Source organism: Thalassospira tepidiphila MCCC 1A03514 (genome assembly GCF_001662875.1).
Lineage (GTDB): Bacteria > Pseudomonadota > Alphaproteobacteria > Rhodospirillales > Thalassospiraceae > Thalassospira > Thalassospira tepidiphila.
On record NZ_JPVZ01000005.1, the window covers coordinates 114378 to 141064 of the forward strand.

At 53.3% G+C, this 26687-nt stretch carries 24 protein-coding genes; 15 read left to right on the plus strand and 9 right to left on the minus strand.

The genetic code is table 11. The features are described 5' to 3' along the window. Positions 1 to 17: 17 nt before the first annotated feature. The 11 genes from TH4_RS12615 to TH4_RS12665 all read left to right on the plus strand — a co-directional run bounded on the left by TH4_RS12615 (position 18) and on the right by TH4_RS12665 (position 11987). Entirely contained in the window at positions 18 to 1397 is a 1380-nt protein-coding gene (locus TH4_RS12615) for an ApeI family dehydratase (RefSeq protein WP_209437392.1), read from the plus strand. Next, complete coding sequence (locus tag TH4_RS12620; RefSeq protein WP_064781386.1) at positions 1394 to 3079, plus strand: glycosyltransferase family 2 protein; 1686 nt, start codon at positions 1394 to 1396, stop codon at positions 3077 to 3079. The genes TH4_RS12615 and TH4_RS12620 overlap by 4 nt, the downstream gene beginning before the upstream one ends. Before the next feature lie 39 nt (positions 3080 to 3118). Continuing rightward, the gene (locus tag TH4_RS12625) at positions 3119 to 3526 is read left to right on the plus strand and encodes an acyl-CoA thioesterase (protein WP_064781387.1); all 408 of its coding nucleotides are present in this window, start codon (positions 3119 to 3121) and stop codon (positions 3524 to 3526) included. Then, positions 3523 to 4161, plus strand: coding sequence for a LolA family protein (locus TH4_RS12630; RefSeq protein WP_064781388.1), 639 nt, complete (start codon positions 3523 to 3525; stop codon positions 4159 to 4161). Before TH4_RS12625 ends, TH4_RS12630 begins: the two co-directional genes overlap by 4 nt. Before the next feature lie 494 nt (positions 4162 to 4655). Further along, the gene (locus TH4_RS12635) at positions 4656 to 6464 is read left to right on the plus strand and encodes an MMPL family transporter (RefSeq protein ID WP_167351218.1); all 1809 of its coding nucleotides are present in this window, start codon (positions 4656 to 4658) and stop codon (positions 6462 to 6464) included. Beyond that, positions 6461 to 7699 carry an NAD(P)/FAD-dependent oxidoreductase gene (locus TH4_RS12640; protein ID WP_064781390.1) on the plus strand — a complete coding sequence of 413 codons (1239 nt, stop codon included), beginning with the start codon at positions 6461 to 6463 and terminating at the stop codon, positions 7697 to 7699. The genes TH4_RS12635 and TH4_RS12640 overlap by 4 nt, the downstream gene beginning before the upstream one ends. A gap of 50 nt (positions 7700 to 7749) precedes the next feature. Continuing rightward, a complete protein-coding gene (locus TH4_RS12645) occupies positions 7750 to 8319 on the plus strand; it encodes a DUF3261 domain-containing protein (protein ID WP_167727157.1) in 570 nt (189 codons plus the stop codon). A 2-nt stretch (positions 8320 to 8321) separates the two neighbouring features. After that, positions 8322 to 9527 (plus strand): beta-ketoacyl-[acyl-carrier-protein] synthase family protein, encoded by a 1206-nt coding sequence (locus TH4_RS12650; RefSeq protein WP_064781392.1) that lies wholly within the window; start codon positions 8322 to 8324, stop codon positions 9525 to 9527. Then, positions 9524 to 10033, plus strand: coding sequence for a hotdog family protein (locus TH4_RS12655; protein ID WP_167351220.1), 510 nt, complete (start codon positions 9524 to 9526; stop codon positions 10031 to 10033). The genes TH4_RS12650 and TH4_RS12655 overlap by 4 nt, the downstream gene beginning before the upstream one ends. Continuing rightward, positions 10030 to 10755 (plus strand): 3-oxoacyl-ACP reductase FabG, encoded by a 726-nt coding sequence (fabG, locus tag TH4_RS12660; protein WP_064781393.1) that lies wholly within the window; start codon positions 10030 to 10032, stop codon positions 10753 to 10755. The genes TH4_RS12655 and fabG overlap by 4 nt, the downstream gene beginning before the upstream one ends. Then, complete coding sequence (locus TH4_RS12665) at positions 10752 to 11987, plus strand: beta-ketoacyl-ACP synthase (protein ID WP_064781394.1); 1236 nt, start codon at positions 10752 to 10754, stop codon at positions 11985 to 11987. The genes fabG and TH4_RS12665 overlap by 4 nt, the downstream gene beginning before the upstream one ends. Positions 11988 to 12025: 38 nt before the next feature. Here the strand turns inward: TH4_RS12665 and TH4_RS12670 are convergent, their stop codons facing one another. From TH4_RS12670 to TH4_RS12690, 5 genes are all read right to left on the minus strand, one after another. After that, entirely contained in the window at positions 12026 to 12931 is a 906-nt protein-coding gene (locus TH4_RS12670; RefSeq protein ID WP_064781395.1) for an SMP-30/gluconolactonase/LRE family protein, read from the minus strand. Between the two features lie 104 nt (positions 12932 to 13035). Then, complete coding sequence (locus TH4_RS12675; RefSeq protein ID WP_064781396.1) at positions 13036 to 14037, minus strand: ABC transporter permease; 1002 nt, start codon at positions 14035 to 14037, stop codon at positions 13036 to 13038. 9 nt (positions 14038 to 14046) lie between these two features. Continuing rightward, positions 14047 to 15072, minus strand: a complete 1026-nt coding sequence (locus TH4_RS12680; RefSeq protein ID WP_083997096.1) for an ABC transporter permease — start codon at positions 15070 to 15072, stop codon at positions 14047 to 14049. Then, positions 15069 to 16634 carry a sugar ABC transporter ATP-binding protein gene (locus TH4_RS12685; protein WP_209272182.1) on the minus strand — a complete coding sequence of 522 codons (1566 nt, stop codon included), beginning with the start codon at positions 16632 to 16634 and terminating at the stop codon, positions 15069 to 15071. Before TH4_RS12685 ends, TH4_RS12680 begins: the two co-directional genes overlap by 4 nt. Before the next feature lie 74 nt (positions 16635 to 16708). Then, positions 16709 to 17821 (minus strand): substrate-binding domain-containing protein, encoded by a 1113-nt coding sequence (locus TH4_RS12690; RefSeq protein WP_063089524.1) that lies wholly within the window; start codon positions 17819 to 17821, stop codon positions 16709 to 16711. 439 nt (positions 17822 to 18260) lie between these two features. Between TH4_RS12690 and TH4_RS12695 the strand changes: the two genes are divergently transcribed. Then, positions 18261 to 19466 carry a sensor histidine kinase gene (locus TH4_RS12695; protein WP_064781398.1) on the plus strand — a complete coding sequence of 402 codons (1206 nt, stop codon included), beginning with the start codon at positions 18261 to 18263 and terminating at the stop codon, positions 19464 to 19466. Continuing rightward, positions 19447 to 20181: a response regulator gene (locus TH4_RS12700; RefSeq protein WP_064781399.1), complete on the plus strand. Its 735-nt coding sequence runs from the start codon at positions 19447 to 19449 to the stop codon at positions 20179 to 20181. The genes TH4_RS12695 and TH4_RS12700 overlap by 20 nt, the downstream gene beginning before the upstream one ends. 38 nt (positions 20182 to 20219) lie before the next feature. Here TH4_RS12700 and TH4_RS12705 read toward each other — a convergent pair whose 3' ends face one another. Beyond that, positions 20220 to 21641 carry a sensor histidine kinase gene (locus TH4_RS12705; RefSeq protein WP_064781400.1) on the minus strand — a complete coding sequence of 474 codons (1422 nt, stop codon included), beginning with the start codon at positions 21639 to 21641 and terminating at the stop codon, positions 20220 to 20222. Further along, positions 21638 to 22303, minus strand: a complete 666-nt coding sequence (locus TH4_RS12710; protein WP_008891048.1) for a response regulator transcription factor — start codon at positions 22301 to 22303, stop codon at positions 21638 to 21640. Before TH4_RS12710 ends, TH4_RS12705 begins: the two co-directional genes overlap by 4 nt. Positions 22304 to 22512: 209 nt before the next feature. On the opposite strand from TH4_RS12710, the gene TH4_RS12715 reads away from it, so the two are divergent. After that, positions 22513 to 23571, plus strand: coding sequence for an ABC transporter substrate-binding protein (locus TH4_RS12715; protein WP_245227857.1), 1059 nt, complete (start codon positions 22513 to 22515; stop codon positions 23569 to 23571). A 26-nt stretch (positions 23572 to 23597) separates the two neighbouring features. Here TH4_RS12715 and TH4_RS12720 read toward each other — a convergent pair whose 3' ends face one another. Both TH4_RS12720 and TH4_RS12725 read right to left on the minus strand, forming a co-directional pair. After that, positions 23598 to 24443 carry a citryl-CoA lyase gene (locus TH4_RS12720; protein WP_064781402.1) on the minus strand — a complete coding sequence of 282 codons (846 nt, stop codon included), beginning with the start codon at positions 24441 to 24443 and terminating at the stop codon, positions 23598 to 23600. Then, complete coding sequence (locus TH4_RS12725) at positions 24440 to 25657, minus strand: CaiB/BaiF CoA transferase family protein (protein WP_064781403.1); 1218 nt, start codon at positions 25655 to 25657, stop codon at positions 24440 to 24442. Before TH4_RS12725 ends, TH4_RS12720 begins: the two co-directional genes overlap by 4 nt. Before the next feature lie 118 nt (positions 25658 to 25775). Here TH4_RS12725 and TH4_RS12730 point away from each other — a divergent pair, with 118 nt between their 5' ends. Continuing rightward, positions 25776 to 26456: an IclR family transcriptional regulator gene (locus TH4_RS12730; protein ID WP_064781404.1), complete on the plus strand. Its 681-nt coding sequence runs from the start codon at positions 25776 to 25778 to the stop codon at positions 26454 to 26456. Positions 26457 to 26687: the final 231 nt, after the last annotated feature.

Consider the following 26687-nt stretch of genomic DNA (forward strand, 5'->3'; position numbering starts at 1 on the left):
CAGCAATCGAAGATCTGGTGAAAGCTGGTCAAACAACCTGTCCTCAGCAACCAGACCAAACACCGGACCCAGCACGTTGTTTTGCCGTGTTTTTTACATCCGGCAGCACAGGCCTTCCGAAGCCCATCACGAAAACACTTGAACAGATTGAATCAGAAGTCACCATTCAGGACCCGCTATGGTCGCCGATGATTTCTCCAAGCGCACGGGTTGTCGGGCTTGTTTCACACCAGCATATTTACGGCCTGATCTTTCGTGTGATCTGGCCGGTTATGTCTGGCCGGATATTCACCGCTGACCCTGCGCCATTCTGGGAAATGATGCAGGGTGACCTTAAAGATGGGGATGTCCTGATCACCAGCCCCGCACATCTCAAGAACCTGCACCCCGGTCTGGCCGATATTCCGCCCCCATCTCTGATTTTCTTGTCCGGCGGACCACTTGACTACAAACATGCACAAGCGACGCGGGACATGTTCGGGACCTGCCCTATCGAAATATATGGCAGCACGGAAACCGGCGGCATTGCTTATCGACGCCAAACGTCCACTGAAACAGACTGGACGCCCCTGCCCGGCGTAACACCGCGCCTAAATGTTAAGGGATGCCTTGCCGTGCAGGCACCGCATATTGCTAAGGCTGACTGGTATCAAACCGAAGACAAAGCCGATATTGAACCAACTTCCGGGAAGTTTCGCCTACTGGGGCGTGCGGACCGCATCGTAAAGATTGAAGGAAAACGTGTTTCACTGAGTTCGGTGGAACAACATTTGATAGCCTCTGATCTGGTATCCGAAGCGGTCGTTTTACTTCCCGACGAAAATGACCGCCGACTTGGTGCAATTGTTGTCCTTAGCGATGCAGGCCTTGCCCGGCACAAAGAATTGGGCACTTTTCGGATGGGCCGTTTGTTACGTCGGCAGATCGCCGAGTTTGAAGAAGACGCCGCCCTGCCGCAGCGCTGGCGGTTTGTTGACCAGATCCCGACAGACAGTCAGGGCAAGCGCCCGCTTCATCTGTTGCGGGCTGTCTTCGAGCAAAGGCCAACAGAACCCGATATTCTCGAAACTGTTCAAACCGACGATCAGGTCGCGCTCAAACTGAGACTACGCGAAGACCTGATTTACTTTGTCGGTCATTTCCCGGACATGCCGATTTTACCTGGCGTTACCCAACTGCATTGGGCGACGTCATATGCGTCATCCATGTTCGGAACGCCTGAAACGACCTCTGAGGTTTCACAGCTAAAGTTCCGAAAACCGATCCTGCCGGGGCATGTTGTGAACCTGGAAATGCGCCTTGATACAAGTCGCCTGAAAGTAAAATTCCGTTACTTTTCGGACAGTGACGGCGATCTGAGTTCAGGCATCTTGAAGTATGATGGTGACGCCGCATGAAGCTTTGTGCCGTCGTCCCCACCCATAACCACAGTGCAACGCTGGAAAGTGTCGTAACGCGCATTCGTGCGCACGATATCCCGGTCTTTATCGTCGATGATGGTTCGGATACTGAAACCCGGAACGCCGTAATCAGGTTACATGCACCTGACAGCGGAGTTTGCTGCCAACGACTTGATGAAAATGCCGGCAAAGGCGTGGCCGTGATGACGGGCATGGCCGCGGCCAAGCGTCATGGTTTCACCCATGCCTTTCAGATTGATGCGGATGGTCAGCATGACCTTGATCGCATCGATGACATGGTCAAACTTGCGCAACAATCCCCGGACGCACTTGTTACCGGACTTCCAGTATATGATGACAGCATTCCCACTGGCCGCAAGATCGGTCGCTGGGTGACCCATGTCTGGGTGTGGATCGAAACATTGTCGCTTCAGATCCGCGACAGCATGTGTGGGTTTCGCATTTATCCCATTGGACCGAGCCTTGATATCTGGAAACGCCGTGGCATCGGCCACAGGATGGACTTCGACACCGAAATCATGGTTCGCCTTTTCTGGCAGGGCGTACCCGTAATCCATATACCCATCACAGTCACCTACCCGGTTGGAAACACGTCGAACTTCCGCATGTGGCGCGATAACGTTCTGATCAGCTGGATGCATACCCGACTGGTGTGCGGCATGCTTGCACGGCTTCCACGCTTCATTGCCAAGGGCGGACGGTTTGCGTCATCCACAAACGCAGACAGTGGCAACCATTGGTCTGAAATCGATGAACGCGGCATTTATTGGGGCATGCGTTTTCTGGGACAGGTTTATCGTTTTGGTGGACGAAAGCTCTGTCTGGCAGTGATGTCGCCGATTGTTGCCTATTTCTTCGTGACTGGGCGCACGGCACGGGCGGCATCGCGAGACTTCCTTGAACGCGTAGCAAAGCATAAAGGCCAACCCAAGCCGACCTGGCGTGACAGCTTTGGCCATTTCATGAAGTTCGGGGAATCTGCCCTTGATAAAATCGCTGCCTGGTGCGGCGAAATGAACATCGATGATCTTGACCTCCCCGAAGATGCGGACAGTTTGTTTTCCTATATTCCCCGGGATCAGGCGGTAATCCTCTTTGTCTCGCACTTTGGCAATATCGAACTCGTTCGCGCTATCGCCAGCCGCGATCGTAACTTTCGGGTCAATGTGCTGCTTCATCAGAAAAATGCCGCACGGTTTGGCCGCGTGCTTCAACAGCTTGCCCCGGAAAGCCAGGTTGACCTGATCGAGGTTAGCGATATCGGCCCGGATACCGCGATGCTTCTCCGCGAAAAGGTGGAACGTGGTGAATGGATCGTGATTGCTGCTGACCGTGTGGCAATTGGCGCCCGGGATAAAACGGTTTCTGTGCCCTTTATCGGCCAGAATGCCCCATTTCCGCAGGGACCATTTATCCTTGCCCACCTTCTGCAGTGCCCGGTCTACATGGTCGCGGCCTGGCGCGATGGCAAACGTTTCAACATTTCTTGGGAAAAGCTGGCTGAGCGCATAGACTTGCCGCGTAAGACACGCACGGTCACAATCACGAAATATGCAAAAACATATGCAAGCTGGCTGGAAAAGCTTGTTGTGAAACAACCGCTGCAATGGTTCAATTTTTACGATTTCTGGGCAGACAAGAAGGATAAAAATGAATAACCACCAGGAACAAGCCATATGTGGCAATGAGGGCGTTTCATGATCAGCGCATCTGTCACAGAAATCGTGCAGTTTTATCATCTCGACCCGATGAATGTGGTCTGGCATGGCAATTACGTTCAGTTTTTCGAGAATGCCCGCTGCGCCCTGCTCGACAAGATTGACTACAATTACCCGCAGATGGATGAGTCCGGCTTTGTCTGGCCGATCGTCGATATGCGCGTCAAATATGTCGCTCCCTGTCGCTTTGGTCAGGAAATCACGATCACGGCAACCCTGCGGGAATATGAAAACCGCCTGAAGATCGACTATCTGGTTACGGATGCGAAAACGGGCCAGAAACTGACCAAGGGATTTACCATTCAGGTCGCGGTTGAAAAAGCCCGCGGCGAAATGCTGTATCGCAGCCCGGATTTCTTCATCGAAAAGATGGAGGCTCTCCTGTGATCCGCCGTTTTCTTGTTCTGATCAAACTGTGTGCAATCGTCATTGTCGGTCTGTCGACTGGGCAGCGGGCATTGCATGCTGAGACAGTCAAACCCGCCCCGCTTGATCAAAACGAGTACCTTCACGGCACGTTTGAGCTTGCCCGTTATCTGGACGGATTTGAAAAGCCGCTGCTGTCGCGTGGTGAATTCGTTATTTCACCTCCAAATGGTTTGATCTGGAAAACAACTTTCCCGTTTCCCGGAATAACCGTCCTTGAGGATGATGGAATTTTTACGATTACCCCAAATGGTGATCGAAATGCCATGGCAAGCGGATCAGAGACACGACAGTTCGTCCGCATGATCTCTTCGGTTTTGTCAGGTAACTGGCAAACCTTGCAAAGCCAGTTTAATATTGCCGAAAACACCAAAAAATCAAACACATGGGAAGCCATCCTAACGCCGAAAGCTAACGGTGTTGTCGCGACCCAGGTGAACCGGATCGCGGCGTCAGGCGATATCTTTGTGAAAACGGTAATGATTGAAAAACCATCGTCAGATCAGGATGTCATTACGTTTGATGATCAGGTGGTCGGAATGCTTCCTCTTCCCCCTGAATTCGCCAAACTCTTTACAGACGGGATACCCGAATAATGCGCAGCGCATTCATTTGGACCATTTGTCTCGTCGTGATGGCCAGCTTCTCTGTCTGGCAGTTTATGACAGACCGGACCGAATTGGATGCTGACTTTCTGTCATTGATTGGTCAGGAACAGGAAAGCAATCAGGATGGTGTCAGCGATATTGACGCGGTACGCGCCCTGCTATGGGAAAATGGTCGACAGGCGATTTTAATGTTGTCCCATCCTGACCGCGATCAGCTAGAGGCCCTTGCCGAACAGCTCAAAACAGAAATCTCGCAGATTGATGGTACTGAAAACGTCACGCTGCCCGGACAAAACGCCGGGCGCCTTGATGACGTGCGCAGCCTCTATGGTCCCTATGCCAGCGGGATGTTGTCTGACAGTGACAGGACTGCACTTGCCAACGGGCAAGCAGATCTGATGTATCAACGCACACTTCAACAGCTCTATTCGCCGGCATCATCCTTTACCAGCACGACGTTAAAGCAGGATCCGTTCCTGCTGATGCCGGAATTTCTGACTGATTTGGCAGCAAAACTTGACCCCGAGAATGACATCGTCACCAAAAATGATCGCAGTTATCTTCCATTGATTGTCTCACTGCAAAGTGATCAATCGGGCCGCCATTCTCAAAACTGGGTTGATCAGATCAACCGGATCATCAGCGACGCGCACCAAAATTCCCCCGAACTTACGATCTTTAAAACCGGTCAGATATTCTTTGCCGTGAACGAAGCCGCCACAGCCAAAAGTGACGTTCAAACCATTGCTTTGATTGCGACACTTGGGATCGTAATCATGATCGGCCTGACCTTCTTTTCGCCGTTACCACTTATCGGCGCGATTGTGGTTGTCGGAAGTGGACTGATTGCGGGTGCCACAGCCCAGACGGCCTTTTTCGGCACCATTCATGCAATTGCCCTGGTCTTCGGCGCGACAATGATCGGGATCTCAATTGACTATGCCCTGCATTTTCTCGTGGTTCCGAGGGGTGAAACGGGGTCCGATGATCGTTTTAAAGCAATCCGAAGCGGTCTTGGCTTGGGGCTTTTAACCTCGGTGATCGGCTTTATCGCGCTGGGACTGAGCCCCACCAGTTTGTTGCTGCAAATCGCCATCTATTCGATTGCCGGACTGCTTTCGGCCTATTGTTCGGTAAAATTCCTTCTTCCGCTTTTCCCGGCCCGAGAAGTTCGGACTAACTCGCCGATAGCGGTCATACACAACAACCTTATGGTTGCCTTGTCCTACCTTGTTGTTTCAACGCGGCTGCGATTACTTATAGCAGGCCTCCTGATCGCCGCACTCCCCGTTACGGCTTTTCTTGTTCCCGGCCATGATGACATACGCGCCCTTGGTCAAAGCAATCCGACCCTGGTTTCAGACGCCCGGACCATATCAGAAACACTTGGCTTGGGCGGAAGTCCGGCCTTTATCCGGATTGACGGCGACAGCGCACAGCAGCGCCTTGAAACATCCGAGGCGGCTCGCCAAGCCATCTCGCCGCTGATTGCCAACGGGGAAATTCAGGGTGCTATCGCACTATCAGATTTTGTCCCATCCATTGCGCGCCAGAAAGCCAACAGAGAACTGGTTCGAAACAACCTTTACCAACCATTCGCCTCAGAACTGGGCGAAGCTTTGCAAATTTCCATCAACACCCCGGATTTGGAAGCGTCGTACCTTATTCCGAACGAGGTAGGCAATACCCTGCCAGAGGTGACAAGTCTTCAAGCTGGCGCATCCGATATCATCCGGCTACGTGGTGTTTCAGATAGTGGCGCAGTCGCCAAGATTCTTGAGCCTTTTGACAATGCCCGCCTGATCAGCCCGACGGAAACGATCAGCGCTCAATTCGCTGAATACCGCTATTGGGCCTATGTCGCACTTGGCTCGGTTCTGCTGATTGCGCTGTTTCTTGCCTCGCTGCGCTATGGCGTTCAAAAAGGTATCCGTATCTTTTCCGCTCCTGCCGGCGCGATCTTGTTTGCGCTCCTTGGTGGGACTGTGTTGGGTGTTTCGATCAGTTTCTTTACGACAATGGCGATGTTCCTAGTCTTTGCGATTGGCGCGGATTATGTCCTTTTCCTCAGTGAAGGAAATGAGGGGGAAAAAGCAGCACATACCCAGCTTGCTGTTTTTCTGTCGCTAATTAGCAGTGTTCTTGCATTCGGCCTTTTGGCGACAAGTCCAATCCCGTTGGTTAGCGATATCGGCACTGTGATAGCAATCGGATTGGTTGGCGCCTGGTTCCTTGCCTTCTGGATGACAGCACCAACCAAGCTCACGACAACAACAGGACGGGCAAATTGAGACAGGATTGCGATATCGCCGTCATTGGCGCCGGTCCCGCTGGCAGTACAGTGGCCAAACTGCTTCACGATGCAGGACTTCGTGTCACAGTGCTTGAGGCACAGGAATTTCCACGCTTCGTCATCGGCGAGAGTCTGCTGCCCAATTGCATGAATGTGCTTGAACGTGCCGGTTTTCTGCCCGCCCTTGAAAAAGCAGGTTTCCAGCACAAAAACGGCGCTGTTTTCGAGTGCGGCAAAAAACATCGCACTATTGATTTCCGCCAGAATTTCGAGACCACTGGATGGGGGACAACCTATCAGGTAAAGCGTGCCGAATTTGATCATATCCTTGCCAACGAGGCCGCACGCGCTGGCGTTGACCTTCGATTTGATCATACGGTCACAGCAGTACAGACCTCAGACGGTGATTGTCTCATCACCTATCAGGATAAAGCGGGCGCAACATCCGAATTGCGGGCAGGTTTTATTGTCGACGCCAGCGGTTATGGCCGTGTTTTACCAAAACTTTTGGGACTTGCCCGTGCACCACAATCAATTGCCCGGCGTGCATTGTTTACCCATGTAAACGACCGCATTGACGACCCTGGATATGACCGTGACAAAATCCTGATTACCATTCATCCTGATCGTCACGATATCTGGTACTGGCTGATCCCATTTTCAGATGGCACCGCATCCGTTGGGGTTATTTATCCTGATGGCGACCCTGAATTTACCGGTATGGGTGAACAGGACATCTTTGACCGGTTGATATCCGAAACCCGCCTTGGTCATTTGCTGGCCAATGCGAAACAAACCCGGCAATTGCAATCAATCGCGGGATACAGTGCGGACTCAGAAAAGCTGTGCGGCGACGGGTATGTATTGCTTGGCAATGCTGCCGGTTTCCTTGATCCGGTATTCTCATCAGGTGTTACAATTGCCCTTCATTCTGCGGAATTGGCCGCGGATATGTTGATCACGCGACATCAGGGACACACGGACATCGACTGGGAAACGGACTTTGCTAAACCATTGATCCAAGGCGTGGAAACCTTCAGATCGTATGTCGATGCATGGTATGACGGCCGTTTGCAGACAATTATTTTTGAACAACCAGACGATGATTCCCAACTGAAACGTATGGTCGTTTCCATCCTGGCAGGTTATGCATGGAACATGGAAAATCCATTGGTTGCCAAAACCGACCGTTATCTTGAGATGTTGCACGACCTATGCACTCCCGCATCCTGAAATCCGCAATGATCTTAGCCTGCATGATCGGCCTGTCGGCGTGCGACACAATGAACCTGCCTCAGGTAACCCTGCCGGATGTGTTTTCAGGTAGTGCTGGGCATAAGGTTGCCTTGGCTGACGGGCTTGAATTCACGCTGCCCGCTGCCCCTTGGGATGAAGACGAGACAATTGATGTCGCCCAACAGGTTGAAGCAACCTGGAACAATCAAGCCCAATCCGGAACCGCAACCTTTCAGGGACGCATCAATATTCAGCCCGATCGCGCGCGAATTGTCTTGATTGATGATCTTGGCCGTCGTGCCGTTGAAATCGACTGGACCGCTGAGGAAATCATAATCCAGAATGCCAACTGGCTACCGCAAGAATTTGATACCAAAAGACTTCTTGCAGACATTGTGATGACCTATTGGCCACTTGATGCTGTCGAAGATGCCCTGCCCGATAATATGTCGGTTCATGAAGGATTTGGTGAACGAACCATTCGGCTTGACGATACAGGCCGCAAATACGCCACCATCGAACACCCGATCAAAGACGTCTGGCAAGGTCAGGCCATTCTGAAAAACCAGCAATTCAACTATCGCATCAAGATCAATTCACTACGGACCGGGAATTAACTATGGCCCGGCATGCATTTTATCTGTCATCGCTTGGCATCATTTCCGCGCTGGGAAATGGCAAGGCGGAAACTGCGGCCACACTTGCCGGGCGCAGAACCGCGGCTATGATAAAACGCAGCGGTTTTTTACCGAACCGTGACGCCATTCTTGGCTCTGTTACGGCAGACCTGCCTGCGCTGCCGCCGCAATTATCAGCCCATGATACCCGCAACAATCGTCTTCTGTGGGCTGCTGCAAGCCAGATCGGTGATGAGATTGAAGAACTGATTGCCACCTATGGCCGGCAACGGATTGGCGTTCTGATCGGGACCAGCACCTCCGGGATTGAAGAAGGCACCAATTACTATCAGCATCGCATCGAAACCGGCGCGTTTCCTGAAACCTTCCGCTATGAACATCAGGAAATAGGATCCCCATCGGCATTTTTAAAGGATGCCTTTAAGCTTGGGGGCCCTGCCCACTCCGTTTCTACGGCCTGCTCATCGAGTGCAAAGGCTTTTGCATCGGGCATGCGATTGCTAAAGGCGGATATCTGCGATGCCGTTCTTGTTGGGGGCGTTGACAGTTTGTGTCGGCTGACCGTTGGCGGGTTTGATACGTTGCAATCGCTGTCCACGTCGATTTGCAACCCGATGAGCCGGAATCGCGACGGCATCAATATTGGTGAAGGTGCCGCCCTCTTCATTCTGCGCAAGGATGCCGGCGATATTGAATTGCTTGGTGTTGGTGAGAGCTCGGACGCCTATCACCCCAACGCCCCGCACCCGGATGGCGTTGGTGCGGCACGTGCCATGCGCACCGCCTTGGCGCATGCAGGCCTGACAGCAGACGAGATCGCCTATATCAATCTCCATGGCACGGCAACGCCACTTAATGATGTTATGGAGGCCAAGGCCGTTACAGAAGTTCTCGGATCAAACGTACCGGCCAGTTCGACCAAACCCCTGACCGGGCATAGCTTGGGGGCAGCTGGCGCAATCGAAGCTGCAATTATTTGGCTTTCGCTGAGCGAAAACAAGACTGGTGCACCGCTCCCGCAGCACCGCTGGGATGGCGAAAGGGATGATGACATTCCGGAATTGAACCTTGTTTCTGCACAGCAATCCTTGGCGCCGGCTGATCGCCTGGCAATGATGAGCAACTCATTTGCCTTTGGAGGCAGCAATGTCTCTGTCATCCTTGGAAAGGGATGGACGACCTCATGAGCAACATGTCACAGCGCCTTAATCATGCCCTGCCCCCGATCAGTGAACTGGTCATGCATGCCAAGCCGATGCTGTTGATTGATCGGGCCATGTCCGCTGACGAAACCTCAATGATCGCTGAAGTCGACATCACGGCCAACAGCATGTTCTGCATTCCCAACAAAGGTGTGCCGAGCTATGTGGGCATTGAATACATTGCACAGACTGTTGCCGCCTATAGCGGCTGGCGGGCAAAAAACACTGATCCTGACGCGACACCACGTATCGGATACCTTCTCGGATCGCGCAAGGTCACGCTGTCACGCAACTGGTTCCCGGTTGGCTGCACCCTGTCAGTTCACATAAACAACATCTTTGAAGATGGTGAAATGGGCGTGTTTGACGGGGAAATCCGATTGGGCGAGGAAATACTTGTCGCAGCACGTATCAATGTATATCAGCCCAAAGACAATGAAACTTCTTTGACATCACCTTCGGACAACAACCAAGAAACAACAGGCCAATGACCAGGACCATATTGGTAACAGGCGCCAGCAAGGGCATAGGTGCCGCAACAGCACGACGTCTTGCACAGGATGGCTTTGACATCGTTCTTCATTATAACTCTGATCGTGATGGCGCTGAATCTGTCGCAAAAGATGTTCTGGCATCAGGGGTTCAGGCCCGGCTGGTGCAGTTTGATATCTCCGATCGGGACGCGACACGCGAAGCCTTGGAAGATGATATCGCCGAACATGGCGCACCATATGGCATCATTCTGAATGCTGGTGTCACACGGGATGGTCCATTTCCCGCCCTTGAAGACGACGACTGGGACAGCGTCATTCACACCAACCTCGACGGATTTTACAACGTTATCAAGCCGCTATTGATGCCGATTATTCAGCAGCGCAAAGGTGGGCGCATCGTTGCCCTGACATCAATTGCAGGAATTGCTGGCAACCGCGGCCAGGTGAACTATTCGGCGTCCAAGGCCGGGATCATCGGGGCGGTAAAGTCCCTCGCCCTGGAACTCGCGAAACGTAAAATCACCGTTAATGCTGTGGCACCCGGGATCATCGAAACACAGATGACCAAAGACCTGCCCGAAGATGAGGTCAAGGCCATGATCCCGATGCGCCGTTACGGAACAGCAGATGAAGTCGCCGCGACCATTTCATTCCTGTGCAGCGACGATGCATCATATGTCACCCGTCAGGTCATCAGTGTGAATGGGGGCATGCTATGACCCGCCGCGTTGTCGTCACCGGAATGTCCGGCATTACAGCACTTGGCAACGACTGGCCAACCATCAAAGCCCGCATACAAGCTGGCGAGACCGGCATTGCGCGAATGTCGGAGTGGGATGACAAATACGATCTGCGTACCCGTCTTGCCGCACCTGTTCCGAACTTTTCGCTCAAAACTCGGTTTAACCGGAAACAGTTGCGCAGCATGGGGCGCGTCGCGCAGATGGCTGTCGCTGCAACCGACGACGCGCTTGAAATGGCGGGTTTGCGGAATGATACCGCATTGTTCGAAGGCGGGCGGCTCGGCATCGCATATGGATCGTCATTTGGAAGCACCCCGCCTGTCCTTGGCTTTACCCGCCTGATGGAACACGGCGATAGCAACGCCATCACCGCCACCAGCTACATTCAGATGATGAGCCATACAGCAGCGGTCAATATCGGTGTCCTTTACAGGATTACCGGGCGGATCATTCCCACATCAACCGCCTGCACATCTGGCAGCATGGGGATCGGATATGCGTACGAGGCAATCAAATATGGCAAGCAAGATGTCATGATCGCCGGTGGTGCCGAAGAACTATGCCCGACCATGGTGGCCGTGTTTGACACACTTTTTGCAACCAGCGTCAGCAATGATACGCCAGAAGCAACACCCCGTCCTTATGACGTCAAACGCGATGGCTTGGTGATTGGCGAAGGTGCTGGCACCCTGATCCTTGAAGAATATGAGCACGCAAAGGCACGCGGAGCAAAAATTCTGGGCGAGATTGTCGGGTTTGCGACCAACTCGGATGGCTCACACATAACGCACCCAGCCAGCAAAACAATGGCCCGCACCCTTCAGGGGGCTCTTGATGATGCAGGGCTGTGTGGCAACGACATCGACATTGTCAGTGGACATGGCACGGCAACTGACCACGGAGACATCGCAGAAAGTGAAGCTACTCGTGCTGTTTTCGATCGTGCGGTCCCGATACACACCCTTAAGGGCCACTTTGGCCACAGCCTTGGTGCGTGCGGTGCGATTGAAGCTTGGCTGGGGCTGGAAATGATGCGTGAAAGCAATTTCGTGGCGACTGCAAACCTGTCAGAGGTCGATCCCGCCTGCGCCGAGCTGGACTATATTTCAGGCAGTGCCAGACACATCCAAGCCGAACATTTGATGAGCAACAATTTTGCATTCGGTGGCATCAACACCTCGCTTATTTTCAGGTTCGACGGCTACTAAGCCACTGCGTCGGGTCTAAAGTCCGCCAACGACTTAGTCTATCGAACCAATGCTTCGCTGTTGACATGTATGGCGTAGACGCTTGTAGTTGCCGTAATCAAAAGCTCGTTCCCCCGTGCACCGCCGAACGTTAAATTCGATACTGTTTCGGGCACCAGTATCTTGCCAAGCAGAACACCTGTCGGATCAAAGCAATGCACGCCGTCGGCCGCAGAACTCCAGACATTGCCATAGCAATCAACTCTGATCCCGTCCGGCAGACCTTGATCGATCTTGGCAAAGTCACGACCGTTCTCAAGTCTTTTCCCGTCAACAACATCGTAAACCCGAATGACGGCGGGAACTTCCTCGTCATGGCTGCTGCCTGATTCCGCGATATAAAGCAGCGTCTCATCATTTGAGAATGCCAAACCGTTTGGTTTATGAAACTCGGGTGTCACGCTGGCTAAAGTGCCCGTTTCAGGATCAAGGCGAAATACATTGTTGTATTTCTGTTCCGGTGTGGCCTTGTAGCCCTCATAGTTCGACAATATTCCGTAGGTCGGGTCCGTAAACCAGATCGACCCGTCGGATTTGACGACAACGTCGTTTGGCGAATTAAGCCGCCTGCCCTCAAATCCATCGGCAAGTGTCGTGGTTGCGCCGTTATGTTCGGTTCGTGTAACCGATCTTGTGCCGTGCTGACAGGTAATCAGACGACCGTTCACGTCCATCGTATTGCCGTTGGCAAAGTCTGAATTATCCCGGAACACGTTGACCGAACCATCACACATCCAACGGAAAATCTTCTGATTTGGAATGTCAGAGAACAACAGGCATTGATGCGCTGGAAACCAAACAGGTCCCTCTGTCCACAAATGCCCGCCAGAGATTTTTCTCAGCCTGACATTTGGCAACACAAGGTCGCGGAACCGACTGTCGAGAACCTGATAAGGTTCCACCATACCGAATGCATCTTGGTGCTTGTCTGCGGCACAGTTAGGCAATTGAACGTCCTTTGCTAAATGTATCTAATGTCCGAAAGTTTACGCCCCTAAGCGCAAAGCCCTTAACGCACCAACTGTTGCCGCCCATAAATCAACAACATCCCTATGATCACAACTCCGAACACCACCTGTCGGAAGGTATCGGCAGGAATATCGACACCGAGTTGGGCAAAATACCGCTGCGGCTGAACGACCGAGAGCATCGATTGCAGGATGGTAATCAAAATGACGCCGGCAACCGTCCCAACATACTTGCCGCGACCACCCAGAACATTCGTCCCGCCAAGAATAATCGCCGCAATGGTCGGCAAAAGATAGGGATCGCCCATCGCCTGATAGGACCTATTGGCCCACCCCGCCAGTAGAACGCCCGTCAACGCTGCAGACGCACCGGAAAAGATAAAACAAGCCAAAATGACCTTGCGTGTATCAACGCCACTCAGAAAAACTGAACGTTCCTGATTTCCGACGGCATAGATCCGTCGACCAAGAACGGACCGGTTCAGCATGAAGACGATCGCTGCCCCCAGAATGATCCAGATCAGAAGCGGATTGGGAATGCCCGGAATGAAATGCCCGACCGCCAGTTCCCGCATGAATTCGGTCGCCCGATCCTGCGGGGCAAAACCGCCGGTGTGATAAACCATAAGGCCTTGGGCCACAGCATTCATACCAAGCGTGAAGATCATGGCTGGCGCACGCAAATATGCCACACCCAGGCCATTTACTGTCCCGATCAATGCACCGCATAGAACGCCAAATGGAACAGCAAGTGTAACGCCCCACTCCGGCCCCAGGAATCCGGTGGCACCGGTTGCCATCATGCCACCAACGCCGATTGTCCAGGGAATGGATAGATCAATATGCCCGAGCAGAATGACCAGCATCACCCCGCTTGCCACCACACCCAGGAAGGACGCGGTATGGAGCTGCTGGATCAAATATTTCGGTGACAGAAAGGCAGGTTCAACCATTGCCCCGATCAGAAGCAGAACAATCACACATGCAAATGCAATAAGGGTTGCCCGATCAAATTGCCTTGCGATTACGCCTGAAACACTCATTTTTCCGCCTTACCGATAAATATCTAGTCTGTTCTTGATTCGGAGCACACGCAGCGACCCGAGGCTGACCGCAACAAGCAGTACGACGCCGACGAAAAGCGGCTGCAAGACTGGGTTGATGTCAAACACGATCAACAGATCACCAACAGTCCGCATGACAAAGGCCCCGAAAATCGAGCCAACTGCACTGCCGACACCGCCAAACAAAGACGTGCCACCAATGACAACTGCGCCGATGGAGTTGAGTGTGTACTCATTGGCAATCGACATCTTTGCCGCGCCCGAATAGGTCAATGCTGTCAAAAGGATGCCACCAATCGATGCCAGCAAACCGCTTAGGGTATAGGCCAGCATCTTCGCGCGATTGATCGGAATTCCGGACATGTACGCCGCCTGTTCGGACGAACCGATGGCAAAGGCGGCCCTTCCCAGAACTGATCGGCGATACGGGATCCAGATGAACACAACGACGGCCAGCAACAGCAAAACGCTATGCGGCACGGCAAAAGATGATCGCGTCATGAAGTCGGCAAGTTCAAAATTGACCGATCCACCCGGTTGGGGTCGAACGGCAAGTGCAATACCGAAATAAACCGCACTGGTGGCCAGTGTCGCGATCAGCGGCTGCAACCGTCCATAGACGATAATCAAGCCATTTACTGCCCCGCAAGCCAGCCCAAGCAGCAGGACACCAAAAATGCCGAACGTGGTTGCGATCGGCCCATCAACAACAATCGTCGAAGCAAGGCAGTTCGCCAGAACGAATGTCGCCCCGACCGACAGGTCAAGCCCGCGGGTAATAACCGGCAAGGTTTGCGCCATGGCGACAAGTGCCAGCAATGCGCCCTTGTTGGCCGCGGTATTTATCATGTTGGGCGTCAGGCCCGCTGCCTGCTTCCAGCCATAGACGATGAACATGGCGGCAAAGATAAGCATTGCGATCAGAATACCGCGCTGTGCCGCCGACAAGCGGCCAACCCAGCCGAAGTATTTTTGGCGAGAAACCAGATCTGCTGGTTCTGAGCTCACAGTCATAGCGACGCTTCCTGTAGTTTTTTTGGTTCAGGTCTCTTCGCTGCCTGTTCCGGCAGGTTAAGCGCGGCTGACACCAGATTTGTTTCGTTAAGGTCTTCCCCGGCAAGGGTTCGAACGATCCTGCCGTCATACATCACCAGCACACGGTCACAGCAGCCAATCAACTCGTCGTAATCGGTTGAATACAAAAGGATTGCACATCCTTCTGAGGCCAGTTTCTGCAACAGTTGATAGATTTCCTGCTTGGTGCCTACATCAATTCCACGTGTCGGATCGTTCAACAGAATGATGCGTGGCTTGGTCATCAGCCACTTGCCGATAACGACTTTCTGCTGGTTACCGCCGGATAGCGCCCCGACAGGACCGTCAATGCCATCTGCCTTGATCTTGAGGAGTGCGATCATCTCGTCAATAGCGGCCTCTTCTGCGCGCTTATCAACAACGCCCATCCGGCTCATTTTTTCGACCGCGGCAAAAGACAGGTTTTCACGCACAGTCATCGACAACATCAGACCTTCGTATTTGCGGTCTTCGGGCACCAAAGCAATGCCGATGTCATCTGACTTCGCCATCTTCGGGCTGTTCAACTTTACCGGCGCGCCATTGATTTCCACCGATCCGCTCGCCCCGATCAGGGTCCCAAACAGCCCCAACTGCAGCTGTCGTTGCCCCTGCCCATCCAAACCACCGAGCCCGACAATTTCCCCCGGCCGCATTTCCAGATCGATGCCATTAAGTTCATCGTTCCAGGAAAAGTCTGAGACCTTCAGGATCGGCTTGGATGCGGTGGGTCGGGTGCTTTTTGCCGGATAGACACTGCTGTATTCGCGGCCGATCATCATCTCGACAACGGCGCTGTCCGATTTTGTGCCGTTTTTGAATGTCTCGACTTTCGTGCCATTGCGATAAACCGTACAGGTATCGGCCAGTTCAGCAATTTCGGGCATGCGGTGCGAAATATAGATGATCGCCATCCCTTCATCGCGAAGCCGATGAAGCATCTTAAAGACCTTGTCGACATCGGCTGCCGTCAGGGCAGACGTCGCTTCATCCAAGATGAGAATTTTCGGGTTGCGTGCCAGTGCCTTGGCGATTTCAACCATCTGGCGCCGCGACAGTGAAAGATTGCTGACGGTTTCCATCGGATCAATGTTTTCGCCGCCCACACGCGCAAGGGCCTCTTCGGCGATGCGGCGCTGGGCCCGATAATCGATCATTCCGAATTTAAGTGGTGGACGAGTAATGCCAATGTTGTCGGCCACTGTCAGGTCCGGCAAAAGCGACAATTCCTGAAAAATGCACGATACGCCCAGATCATTGGCCTGTTGCGGATTTGTAAAGCTTACGGTGTTGCCATCAAGTTCGATCGTTCCGCTATCAGGCTGCACAACGCCCGATAAGATCTTGATCAGCGTCGACTTCCCTGCGCCGTTTTCACCAAGCAATGCATGGATTGATCCGCGGTGCGTATCGAAGCTGACATTTTCCAGTGCGCGGACACCACCGTAACGTTTGGTTATGCCCGACATCGATAACAGATAAGGAGATTTGCTCTCTGACACGGCAGTTTTCCTAACTTTATTGAATACCGTCGACGCCACGCACGGCATCGACGGTACCCGGACGTTTATTGTTGTTAGTTGTTTTCGCCTGTCTGAGACGCGATTTCTTCAGCCGTGAAGCCAATGTTGCAGGCTTCAAAATTGTTACCCGCAAAGAAGCTGCCCGGCAGTTTCGGGAACATCTCGACACCTTCCTTGAACGGGGAATAGGAAATCGAGGTCGGAAGCGCGATTTCTGACGGAACGACTTCACCCTTCAAGGCCGCGATGGCGGTTTTGATGGTCACAGATGACTGTGCCGGTCCCGTGCCACCCGACTGGCAGCTCAGCTCAGCGCTGTTGCAAAGTTGACGAAATGCGTTCTCGGTCTCGCCGGAAATCGGGGCCTTGAACACGCCTGCATCGAGCATTGCGGTGGCAACACCTTGTGAGCCGCCCTGAACGTAAATACCGTCAAATACACCGCCAGCGGCAATGGCATCTGCCGTCACTTTTTGTCCGTCACCTGGCGCCCAGTTTCCGACAACATCGACGACTTCGATATCACGCCCGGATTCCTTGATTACCTCATGGAAGCCTTCATTACGTGCGATGTCGACGGGCTGGCCAGCCGGACCACGGACATGCAGGAACTTGGCCGGGCCATCACCGCTTTGTTCCAAAAGGAACTTGCCGGCCGACATTCCAAGTCCTTTTTGATCAACGTTGATCGCGATCTGGTTGGGATCATCAATCACGTTGTCAAACGACAGAACGACGACATTGGCTTCGTTGGCTTTACGCACCACCGATCCGAATGCGCGCGTGTTGTTGGCGTTAATGATAATCGCGTCAAAGCCCTGATCGATAAAGTTGTTGGCCGCGGCAATCTGTGCGGCGATGTCTTCACCGACCGACACAACCTTGAATTCTTCGATCTCGGCTGCGACTTCCGGCTGTGCGGCATAGGCCTTTGCGACTGCAATCATCTGAACGCGCCAGTCATTGGCGATAAAGCCGTTTACAAGCGCAATCTTGTAAGGCCCTTCGCGCGCAGGCCACTGGAAATAGGCAGTATCATCGGAAACCGGTGTGAAACATGCTGGATCGGCACCCGGACCAGCAACAGTGTTCGGCCCGGCAAACGCAACTTGTGCAGTCATCATCAATGCGACAGTCGCTGTCGTCATCGTCAGTAATTTTTTCATGGTAGTCCTCCCGTTGGATGCGCTGTTCTTTATCGCTTCCTCAGCAGGTCAGCGCCCCTGCCCGCATTGTGCAAGTTCTTGACGTCTCGTTTGTCGCATGCCGACTACGAGCCTTCTGATCAAAGATCACAAGGCTCGGTTCTTCTGGTATTTTCAGAGAAATTTCGTTCTCACGCCGTTTTAGCGTGAACCGAGATTTCCCCCCTGATGTCAGCATGTGACTTATTGTTTTTGTTTGGCTCTTTGCCGTCGTGCGGCAAAGATTGGTCAACGCCTGAAAACCAGACACCAAACCATGGCGCAATCTTCATCAGTTCCGATTAAATCGTAAAGAGCAGTTTCCGCAGAACGCATACGGTGTTACGCATCCAAGTTGCGGGTTCCCGCAAGACAAGAGAAATGCCTGTGAATATTATCGAAGAGCTGGAGGAAACCACTCATGTCGGATCTTGCTCATTACCTTCGCATCTCCAACTTGCTTGCGGGGAACCTTGATATTCACTCGGCGCTCAGCTCGGTCAAAACCGAGATCGAGAAGATTATCGAGTTTGACCACCTTGATGTGTGCCTGATTGACACGGACAAAAGGTGGGCGACGGCCTATGAGGTTGGCGTCGAAACAGCTTGGAGCAAGATGCGCTCCCATGTGCGTAAGGCGCCGATCCGCGACATTCTGCTGGGTAAGACAGACCATCTATTGACGGGAAATGCCCTTGAGGATCCCCGTTTCCTTTTCCCGGGCGCGGTAAGTGCGCCGATCATTGACCACGAACTTCGCAGCCGCGTCAGTGTCGGCATGAAGGTTCTCGGGGAAGTCGTTGGATCGTTGAATTGTTCTTCGAAAAAGGAAGATTTCTACGACCAGAGCCACCTTGAGCAGATGCGCATTTTGGCCGACATGCTGGCCCCGTATTTCTATGCCTTGCGGGCCAACGAAAAGGCCAACAAGGAGGCGATCATTCGCGCTGAAATCCTTGCACGCGAAGAAGGTCTGCGGCTTGGCGCACTCAGCCTTACCGACGCGCTTGAGGCCGAACGCCAGCGCATTGGCATGGACCTGCATGATCAAACTTTGGCTGATCTGACACGCATCGCACGGGATCTTCGTCCGGGGCTGAGCGAGGCACAGTATCTAAGGCTGCAGCAGCAAGTCCAAAACATGATCCAGGGCCTGCGCGACATCATTGATACCTCGATCCCATCGATTCTTGACCTGTTTGGCTTCCACCATGCTGTCCAGACGCATCTGGAACGGGCTGTAAGCTATGACAGCGCAATGCGCTTCAAGGTCGATGATCAGACAGACGGCGCGATTGACCTATTGCCCGAAACAACCCGCATCGCAGTCTTTCGTATCTGTCAGGAAGCCATCAACAATGCCGTGCTGCATTCGAATGCGTCACTTGTTTCGGTCTTGATTACCAAAAGCCCGGATGACTGTCTGACCATTCGTGTTTCGGACAACGGAACATTCCAGCCACATCCAAGAAAACCGTCCAGTGGGTTGGAACATATGAAAACACGCGCCCGCCTGATCGGTGCAAAATATGACCTTTCAACGTCGGACGGCACACAAATAACAATTGAGTTGCATCAAGCGACCAGACAAGAAGGAGAAACGATCAATGAAAATATTGCTGGTTGAAGATGACAACATGCACGCGGATTTCCTGATGGAAATCGTCGAAAACGCGTTGCCGGAATTTGACGAAATCCTTGTTGCCCATAACGGCAAGGAGGCCGAGAAACTTGCCAATCTACATCAGATTTCAGCCGTCGTAATGGACCTTCGCATGAAGGAACATAACGGCATTGAAGCCGCGCGAACGATCTGGGCAGAACGCCCCCACACAAGGATACTTTTCTGGTCGAACTATTCGGATGAGGCATATCTGCGGGGAATTACCCGGATCGTTCCTGATCAAGCGGCCTATGGATATGTCCTTAAAACCGCAACACCGGACAAGATGCGACTGGCTTTGCGCGCCGTCCTTATCGAAGCACAAATTGTTGTTGATCGCGAAGTCCACCAGATCCAGGCACAGCAGATGCGCTCGCGCAGTGCGTTGACAGAATTCGAATATCTGATCTTGCTTGATCTGGCGCTGGGACTTCCTGACAAGGCAATTGCCATGCGCCGAAAACTGTCGCTCCGCACTGTCCAAAACAGGTTGCTGTCGCTTTATGACAAGCTGGAAGTTGAGTCACAAGACCAGAACGAAATGGGCATTGTGCTTAACAAACGCACACGCGCTGTTTCCAGTGCCATTGCCCGAAAGGTCATTAATCGCGAGGGATTGATAAGTGCCAACAAGGAACTGTCCGCCTGGCTTGCAGGTCAACCAGTACCGCTGGACTAGGTTCTTGTTGGGCACCACCAGTCAACAGGACTGGGCAATCAGTTTTCTTTGCGCTCGTCCAAAGGTGCCATATCGAAACTGATACTGAAGATGCACCCGCTATGCTCTTTGGGTTGCGTCAGTTTTACCTTGGTCTCGTGCCGGGCGGCGATTTCCTTGACGATGGAAAGTCCCAGTCCGCATCCCTCGTCATATCCGGCATCATTGATCCGATAGAACCGCTTGAAGACATCCTTGCGATGTTCGACCGGAATACCCGGTCCATTATCTTCGACGGTCAATATCACCTTGTTTTTGGAAGTGTTCTGTTCAAGCCGAACGGTCACAGCACTGCCACTTGGGCAGTATGTCAGTGCGTTATGGACAAGGTTTTTCAGCAACTCTTCAATCAAGGTCGCATCACCCATAATCCACGCAGGATCGGTGATCCCCTCATATCCAAGATCAATGCCGCGCTCGATCGCGACCGGCACTTTTGATCCGGTTACCGCACGGGTAATCTCACACAGATCAATCTTGTCAAATGGTCGGCCAGCAAGGCCTTCAGGTGCGGCACGCGCAGATGCCAACAACTGATTGGCCAGATGCGATGTCTGCCGGGTCGAAGCCGCGATGGTATCCATGATCTGGTGGATTTTCTCGGGATCCTTTTCACGCTGACCAAGTTCGGCCTGGGTTCGAAGTGCAGCCAACGGTGTTCTGAGCTGATGCGCAGCATCTGCAGTAAAGCGTTGCATGGTCTTCAGGCTGTTTTCCAACCGGCCGAAAAGCTGGTTAATGGCGCCCACCAGATGGCGCACCTCGATTGGCACATCGTGCAAAATTGGCCTGAGGTCACTTGGTGAACGGCGATTGAGCGCCTCCTCAAGGCGGGCCAGCGGTTTGAGGCCCTGACCGATCCCGAACCAGACGATCATGGCGGCAATGACAATCAGCAAGATCTGGCGTGCCGCGGCACTGGCAAGAATATCCTCGCTAAGCCTTGTGCGGGTTCCCATGGTTTCGGCAACCAGCACATGAAAACGGGTCGCTTTGCGAACACTGGCCACATAGCGTGAAAGCGCGCCAATCCGCACCGTTTCGCCGTTATAAACCGCATCATAGAAAACCGGTTCTTCACGCAATGGCAGGAACTTCTCAGGCACCGGCGGCAGGTCTTCGTAGCCCGTAATGAATTCGCCCTGTGCGGTACTGACCTGATAGAAAACCCGGTCTTCTGCCGCACTTGTCAACATCTCAAGCGCGACATAGGGCACGTCCACCTCGATCTTGCCACCGATCAGGACAACACGGTCAGCAATGGCTAGTGCAGAACTTAAAAGTGCACGGTCAAATGCTTGGTTTGTCGAATTAACTGCGTTACTGCGGACTTCAAGCAGCATCAGGGAACTGACCACCAAAAGCGGGATCAGCAGCGATATGACAAGCCTGCGCCGAAGCGATCGATTACGCCATTTCATGTTTTTTTCAACAGATAGCCAAGACCGCGAACGGTCTGGATTTTTACATCGGCCGCCTCGACCCGTTTGCGCAATCGACTGATATAAAGCTCGACCGCGTTGGCACTGATATCGTCTTCAAACCCGGCCAACTGATCAACGATTTGCTCTTTGCTCAGAACATGGCCAACCCGCATCAACAGGATTTCAAGGATATTAAGCTCACGCTTTGGAATATCGACATCCGTGCCATCAACCGTTACCCGTCGCGCCACAGTATCGAAACTGAGTTTCCCGCATTTAAGCTGGGTGTTATGCGTCCCGGCATTGCGCCGCATAAGCGCCCTCACCCGGGCTTCGAGCTCGACCAGCTCGAACGGTTTGGCCAGATAATCATCCGCACCAAGATCAAGTCCCTTGACCCTGTCTTCGATATCACCGCGCGCGGTCAGGATCAGAACGGCACTTTCCGCTCCGCGATGACGCAAACGTTTGAGGATCTCAAGTCCGTCAAGTTTCGGAAGGTTCAGATCAAGTACCACCAGGCCATATTCCTGGGTGCGCAGCACGTCGTCAGCCTCCTCGCCATCGGCAATCACATCGACCGCATAGCCAGACTGTCGCAGGGATCCTGCAATTCCATCTGCCAGTGCGGCATGATCTTCGACAACAAGGACTCTCATTGTTTGCGTGACTTTTCCCTGATAAACCTCGACAGAGGTAATTTCTATTCTGCCATTTTCCCGGCAAAGGCATTCAAGAACAAGCGATATCCTCGCCCCGGCACCATATGCCAATGACCATCCGCGACACAGAGTATTGCAGCATGATTTCGGGCCGTATCTGTATTGGTTTATGTTTCATCGCCCTCGCGATGCAAGTTTCTTCTGCGATGGCCGAAGTTTTCACCTATCCGGCATTGCGTTCGTCCCAGGCGTCCGATCCAGAACAGTCACTGCTGACCAGCACACAGCCGATGGCCGTTATCTATGGCTCCGCCGATATCGGTGCCTTTGTCCCGGTGATCGAGGCGTTTCAGCAAGATAACCCGTTCATTGGCGTCGAATACCATCAGCTGCAAACACTTGAGATGTATGACATTACCCAAAGCCAGCGCGCCAACGGTGAACCAACCGCTGACCTGATCATCAGCTCCTCGATGGATCTGCAGATGAAGCTGGCCAATGATGGATATGCCACGTCCTATCAAAGCAGTGAAACAGACGCTTTGCCCCATTGGGCACGCTGGCGCAACGAAGCCTTTGCCGTAACGCAAGAACCCGCCGTCATCGCCTATAACCGCGAGTTTTTCCGCGAAAACGAACTTGAACCGCCCAGAACCCGCGAAGACTTTATCCGGCTGCTTGTCAACCACGACGAGTTGCTGAGTGAAAAAGTCACGACCTATGACATTGAACGCAGCGGTGTTGGCTTCCTGTTTCTGGCGCGCGATGAACGATTTTTCCCCGGCATCTGGGATTTTGTCCGCATTCTGGGTCAGGCGAAGGTAAAGCTTTATTCCAATACCTCTCCGATGCTTGAAAAAATCGCATCCGGTCAGGTGGTGCTAGGCTACAACCTGCTGGGATCGTATGCGGAAACCTTTACCCAACGAAACCCGAACCTTGGCGTCATCCTGCCCGACGACTTTATCGTCGTTTATTCAAGGATTGCCATCATCCCGCGTGGCGCCCGCAACCCCGACCTTGGCGGACGGTTCCTTGATTTCATGTTGTCGATCAAGGGCCAAAGCGTTTTGCAAAATGAAGGCAACTTCAACCCGGTGCGCGCCGACGTCCCGCCCAGCACATTCTCGTCACTGATCTTTGACAGGTATGGCGAACGCGTGCGTTCCTTCCCGGTCGGGCCGGGATTGCTGGTTTACCTTGATCAGGCCAAGCGTCAGCGCTTCCTGCGCCGCTGGCAGGATGCGCTACTGAACCGCAGATAACGCACCCTGCCCAACCACGTGTCTTGTTAAGACTTGGCACTGTCAGGTACTGGACGACGATCGGGACCCGTATAGTTCCAGATCATCCGGCGCGGGATCGGTCCCTTGTTGCGGCCACCCTGTTGGGTTTGTTCCCATGCATGGGCAAGAATGCCCACCGACCGCGAAAGACAAAACAGCCCACGCGCCAGTTCCGGCGCAAATCCCAGTTCGGCATAGATAACTGCCGTTGCACCATCGATATTCATCGGGATCCGTTTGCCTTTACGCGCCAAAAGCTCTGCCTCAATCGCGCTGGCAATTTCGCCATACCGCCCCGACACATGACCTTCCTGTGCTGCATCGCTTACGAGTGCCAAAAGCCGTGGTGCACGCGGGTCAACCGGATGGAAGCGATGGCCAAAGCCAGGCACATGTTTGCCATGCTCGGCAATCTGATGATCAAGGCCGTCTGAAACTGCCGCGGTCATGTGCTGTCCGGCATCCATGCGTTGCGCAATATCATGATATAGGGCAACTGCCTGCTCGCCCGCCCCGCCATGCACATCACCCAGCACATTAACCGCACTGGCCATGGCATTGTTCAGACCAACGCCGCACGTTGCCGCCATGCGGGCGATGGCGATGCCGGGGGCTTGTGGCCCGTGGTCGACGGCGGAAACAAGGGCTGCTTCAAGCAGCTTGGCCTGCGGTGCCGATGGCAATTCGCCGCGTGTCATCAACCAGATCATGGTCGGAAAGCTGATATTGCCAATCAAATCCTCGATCGCGTAACCGCCATAATGGATTTTGCCCGGCTCCATATCGATGATGCCGGTCTGCCACCAGTCGCGCACTTCGTTTTCAACGTCTTCAACAGTCTTCGAACTCACAGCACGCCCTCCTTGGCAAGGTTATCGATCTCGTCATTGGAAAAGCCCAGCGACGACAGAATGTCGTTATTGTTCTGGCCAAGTTCAGGCGGCGGTGCACTCACCGACGGCGCATCACCATCCATTTTGATTCCGGTTCGAAGGATGCGGATATCCCGATCAGCACCCGGCACATTTTCAAACGACGCCAACATCCCGCGATCAGCAATCTGTGGCAGCGAAAGCGCCTGTGGCACGGTCAGAACCGCACCGGCCGGAACGCCAACGGCGTTAAGCTTTTCAACCCAGTAATCGGTTTCTTGTGTGACCAGCACTTCTTCAAGCAGATCGGTCAAAGCCGATCTGTTTTCGAGCCGTTCCGTGCGCGACACAAACCGCGGATCCTTGATAAGCGTTTCAAGACCGAGAACACCACACAGAGCTTCGAACTGTTCCTGCTTGTTTGCGGCAATGTTGATCTGGCCATCTGCCGTGGCAAAGGCACCAGATGGTGAAGACGTGAAGTTGTCATTGCCATTGGCGGTCGGCTCCTTGCCGGCAATCAGATAGTTCGAGACCACCCAACCCATCGTGGCAATCACCGATTCCAGCATCGAAATATCAATGAAACTGCCCTTGGCATCCTTGTTGCCCATGGCCCGCCCCGCCAACGCTGAACTGATCGCAAAGGCCGCTGTCATGCCGCCAATGGTATCGGCCATTGGATACCCGACGCGATAGGTCCCTTTATCCTGCTCGCCGGTGATCGTCATGATCCCCGACAGGCCCTGAACAATCTGATCATAGGCGGGAAGCTTCTTCATCGGGCCGCTCTGACCAAAGCCGGAAATCGCGCAATAAACAAGCCCCGGATTAACCTTTGAAAGCACATCATAGCCAAGCTCAAGGCGATCCATGACACCCGGACGAAAGTTCTCGACCAGAACATCGGCCTTGGCCACGAGCTTTTTGAGGATTTCCTTCCCGCGCGGATCCTTAAGGTTCAGCGTGATCGAACGTTTACCGGCGTTTTGTGCCATGAATGAAACGCCCATCAGCTTTTCATTGAGCTCCATGTCAGCGCCAAGCTGGCGGGCAAGATCACCACGCCCCGGCGCTTCAACCTTGATGACATCCGCCCCCATATGGGCCAGCTGGTGACAGCAAAACGGTCCGGCCAACACATTCGTCAGGTCAAGAACCGTGATTCCGGAAAGAGATTTTGGTCCGCTCATGGATATTTCCTAAATTCTGTCTGGTAGAATTATGTTCTATTATATAGAATTTTGTACTTAGGGAAAATGATGTTCGCCCCGCCAAGGCATCACCCAGCGAACCGGAGCAGGTAAATCCATGTCAGAACAAAACGTTACAGCGGTTGAGCGCGCCTTGGGAATTCTTGATGCCTTCACCGATCAGGACCATGACTTGTCGCTCAAGGACCTGTCCGAGCGTACCGGAATGTATAAAAGCACCATCTCAAGGCTGGCGGGAACGTTGGAGTCTTGTGGTTTTTTGATGATTTCCGGTCGTGGTCGCTATCGCCTTGGCCCTGCACTTTGGCGTCTTGGCTCCATTTACCGGCGATCATACGGCATGGACGATATCGTGCGCCCACACCTTTCGATCCTTGTTTCGGAAAGCGGGGAAACCGCGTCCTTTTACGTTCCTGAAGGCGCCAATCGCCTGTGCCTGTTTCGCGAAAACTCCCCAAGCAGCCTGCGACATCACCTTGAAGAAGGCGCTATTCTTCCTTGTGAATTCGGGGCGGCAGGCCACGTCATCCGCGCCTGGGGCGATGGCGTCGATGACCGTTCGTTACAGGTCCTCGAAGACAAGTTTGCCCTGAGCGAAGGTGAACGTGATCCGGATGTTTCGGCGATTGCCGTACCAGTACTGGATCGCCAGAAACACCTGCTTGGTGCTCTCGCCCTTTCCGGTCCGATCAGTCGGTTCACCCCGGAAAAGCGACTCAAATGCCTGGCTTCGCTGCAATCACGTGCTGCGGATTGCGGTAAACGCATGTCTTCATGATCACAAACGGCCGCCTATCTTTGCCGTTAACGCATAAATCATGTGAACTTTTTTCACCCATTTTTTGCCAATGACAGGTTGGTGACAGGTTTGGCTGTTACCGTCCCGCCACTGCCGATCCGTGAGTCATAAATTGGCCCCGGAACAAACAAGAAGAAAATTCGGCAAGGGAGGTCAGGTCAATTTCCGGGGTCAGGTGGGCATTCATGCCTCTGAAAGCGGTGTTCGGAC

Bases quoted from the DNA above. Each gene is read 5' to 3' on its own strand.
- TH4_RS12625 (WP_064781387.1), top strand. From the start codon at position 3,119: ATGATCAGCGCATCTGTCACAGAAATCGTGCAGTTTTATCATCTCGAC.
- TH4_RS12620 (WP_064781386.1), top strand. From the start codon at position 1,394: ATGAAGCTTTGTGCCGTCGTCCCCACCCATAACCACAGTGCAACGCTG.
- TH4_RS12715 (WP_245227857.1), top strand. From the start codon at position 22,513: ATGGCCGAAGTTTTCACCTATCCGGCATTGCGTTCGTCCCAGGCGTCC.
- TH4_RS12675 (WP_064781396.1), bottom strand. From the start codon at position 14,037: ATGAGTGTTTCAGGCGTAATCGCAAGGCAATTTGATCGGGCAACCCTT.
- TH4_RS12650 (WP_064781392.1), top strand. From the start codon at position 8,322: ATGGCCCGGCATGCATTTTATCTGTCATCGCTTGGCATCATTTCCGCG.
- TH4_RS12680 (WP_083997096.1), bottom strand. From the start codon at position 15,072: ATGACTGTGAGCTCAGAACCAGCAGATCTGGTTTCTCGCCAAAAATAC.
- TH4_RS12690 (WP_063089524.1), bottom strand. From the start codon at position 17,821: ATGAAAAAATTACTGACGATGACGACAGCGACTGTCGCATTGATGATG.
- TH4_RS12705 (WP_064781400.1), bottom strand. From the start codon at position 21,641: ATGAAATGGCGTAATCGATCGCTTCGGCGCAGGCTTGTCATATCGCTG.
- fabG (WP_064781393.1), top strand. From the start codon at position 10,030: ATGACCAGGACCATATTGGTAACAGGCGCCAGCAAGGGCATAGGTGCC.
- TH4_RS12695 (WP_064781398.1), top strand. From the start codon at position 18,261: ATGTCGGATCTTGCTCATTACCTTCGCATCTCCAACTTGCTTGCGGGG.
- TH4_RS12635 (WP_167351218.1), top strand. From the start codon at position 4,656: ATGCCGGAATTTCTGACTGATTTGGCAGCAAAACTTGACCCCGAGAAT.
- TH4_RS12710 (WP_008891048.1), bottom strand. From the start codon at position 22,303: ATGAGAGTCCTTGTTGTCGAAGATCATGCCGCACTGGCAGATGGAATT.
- TH4_RS12700 (WP_064781399.1), top strand. From the start codon at position 19,447: ATGAAAATATTGCTGGTTGAAGATGACAACATGCACGCGGATTTCCTG.
- TH4_RS12730 (WP_064781404.1), top strand. From the start codon at position 25,776: ATGTCAGAACAAAACGTTACAGCGGTTGAGCGCGCCTTGGGAATTCTT.
- TH4_RS12725 (WP_064781403.1), bottom strand. From the start codon at position 25,657: ATGAGCGGACCAAAATCTCTTTCCGGAATCACGGTTCTTGACCTGACG.
- TH4_RS12645 (WP_167727157.1), top strand. From the start codon at position 7,750: ATGAACCTGCCTCAGGTAACCCTGCCGGATGTGTTTTCAGGTAGTGCT.
- TH4_RS12655 (WP_167351220.1), top strand. From the start codon at position 9,524: ATGAGCAACATGTCACAGCGCCTTAATCATGCCCTGCCCCCGATCAGT.
- TH4_RS12670 (WP_064781395.1), bottom strand. From the start codon at position 12,931: ATGGTGGAACCTTATCAGGTTCTCGACAGTCGGTTCCGCGACCTTGTG.
- TH4_RS12665 (WP_064781394.1), top strand. From the start codon at position 10,752: ATGACCCGCCGCGTTGTCGTCACCGGAATGTCCGGCATTACAGCACTT.